Here is a 1,975-nt window from a genome sequence, read left to right on the forward strand (position 1 = left end):
AGGGTGCCGGGGGCGGCCGGGCAGGTGCTCCCGGGGCCGCACCCGGGGGCGGCCGGGGTGCGGCCGGCGGCGTGCCCGGCGGGCCGCCGCCCCACGGACACGCGGCAGGCCCGGGAGCCCCGACCGCCGCTCCGGGAGCGGACGGACCGGGTGGCCCTGCCGGCCCCGGCGGTGCGTACGGGCCGAACGGCGGCCCCGGTGGTGCGTACGGGCCGAACGGCCCCGGCGGGTACGGGCCCGGCGGTGGTCAGCAGGCGGCTCGACCGGCCGCCCCGCAGGCGGCTGCCGGCCCGCAGGGAGGCCCCGCGCGGCAGGCGCCGAGCGGTCCGCCCGCGCCCGGCGTCGCCGGCGCGCGCCAGGTCCTCGCGGCCGGCGGCGCGCCCGAGGCCCTCGCCGACCAGGCCGTACGGGCCCTCGGCGAGCAGGCGGGCGCGATGCTGCGCGAGGACCCGTGGCGCCTCCTGACCGTCGCGGGCGTACGGCCCGAGCAGGCCGACTCCTTCGCCCGCGCCCTGCTCGGCCCCGAGTGCGGCCCCGGTGACGAGCGCCGCGCCCAGGCGCTGATCGGCTGGCTCCTGGAGCAGGCAGCGCTGGCGGGCCACTCCGCGCTGGAGGCGGACGCCCTGCGCTCCGCGCTCGCCGCGCGGGCCGTACCGGACCCGGACGAGGCCCTGCAGACGGCCATCGCCGAGGGCGAGGTGCTGGTGTTCCAGGACGCCCTGGACGACCCGTCGGCGGCACCGCGCCCGGCGGACGCCGAGGACGACGAGGAGCAGCCCGTCCGGCTGCTCTTCGGCCTCGACCGCTTCGCCATGGCCGAGGAGAGCGTCGCGGACGGCCTCTCCCGCCTGCTCAACACCTTCGAGCCGCTCCCGGAGACGGACGAGGAGGCCGCGGCCGAGTCGTCCCCCACGGATGAGACCCCGGAGGCGGCCCCGGCCCTCGGTACGTCCCCCGACGCGGCGGCGAACACCGGCACTGACGTACCGGCCGACGCGGCGGCGGACACCGGCGCTGACGTACCGGGCGACGTGTCCCCGGACACCGGTGCTGACGCGTCCGCGGGCACCGGTGCCGACGTCTCCGCCGCCACCGGTGCTGACGCGTCCACCGGCACCGGCGCCGACGCTGCGACCGTCGTGTCCCCGGACACCGGCTCCGACGCCTCGGCCGACGCGGCCGCCGGCGTACCGGCCGACGCGTCCCCCGGCCCCGACGCCGCCGGCGGCCCCGACGTCGCTGCCGCGGCCGCGGAGGGCGCCCCGCGCTCCCCCGCCGTCCCGCAGCCCCTCGACGACGTCGCCCCGCGTCCCGTCCGGGTGTCGGCTGCCCGCTGGGAAGCCGCTGCGGCCGCCGCGCCCTCGTCCTCCGCCGGGGCGCTGATCCGGGCCGCGGCGCAGAGCGGCCTGGTCGCGCACACCGGCGGCGAGGCCGCCCGCGCCGAGCCGGCCGCGCTGATCGCCGCGGCCCGCGCGCTCGGCCTGCGGGCCGTCGGCGCCACCCACTCCGCCGACGGCCGCCGCCGGCTCGCCGACCTCGTCACGGAGGCCACCGCGCACTACGAGGCCGCAGGTCAGGTCCCGTCCGGGGCCCCCGCCGCGGCCGGTTCCGGCGCGGAGCCCGGCTCCTCCCCCGCCGCCGTCACGCTCAGCGGCCTGCTGGCCGGCCGCGAGGGCCCCGGCCGGGACGCGGACGGCTCCCTCGCCCTGGACCTGCTCGTCGTCCTGGACGCGCCGCAGCTGGACCTGGAGACCGCCGCGCTGCTCATCGAGTCGCTGGCCGACGGGGTCCGCCTCGTGCTGAGCGGCGACCCCGGCGTGCTCTGGTCCGCCGGCCCCGGGCGGCTCTTCGCCGACCTGCTCGCCGCACGCTGCTGCCCGCAGGTCGCCTCCCGCACGCCCGACTTCGGCCCCATCGGCGAGCTGGTGTCCGGCATCGGCATCGGCGAGCTGGCCGAGGTCGAGGCGCCGGAGAA

General features: G+C 81.0%; 1 protein-coding gene. It reads left to right on the forward strand.

The genetic code is table 11. The annotated features are described in order from the left end of the window. On the forward strand, positions 1 to 1,975 hold a 1,975-nt coding region (locus C3486_RS36525), incomplete at both ends, for a helix-hairpin-helix domain-containing protein (protein ID WP_103837127.1).

It is taken from the genome of Streptomyces sp. Ru73, from assembly GCF_002920575.1.
Lineage (GTDB): Bacteria > Actinomycetota > Actinomycetes > Streptomycetales > Streptomycetaceae > Streptomyces.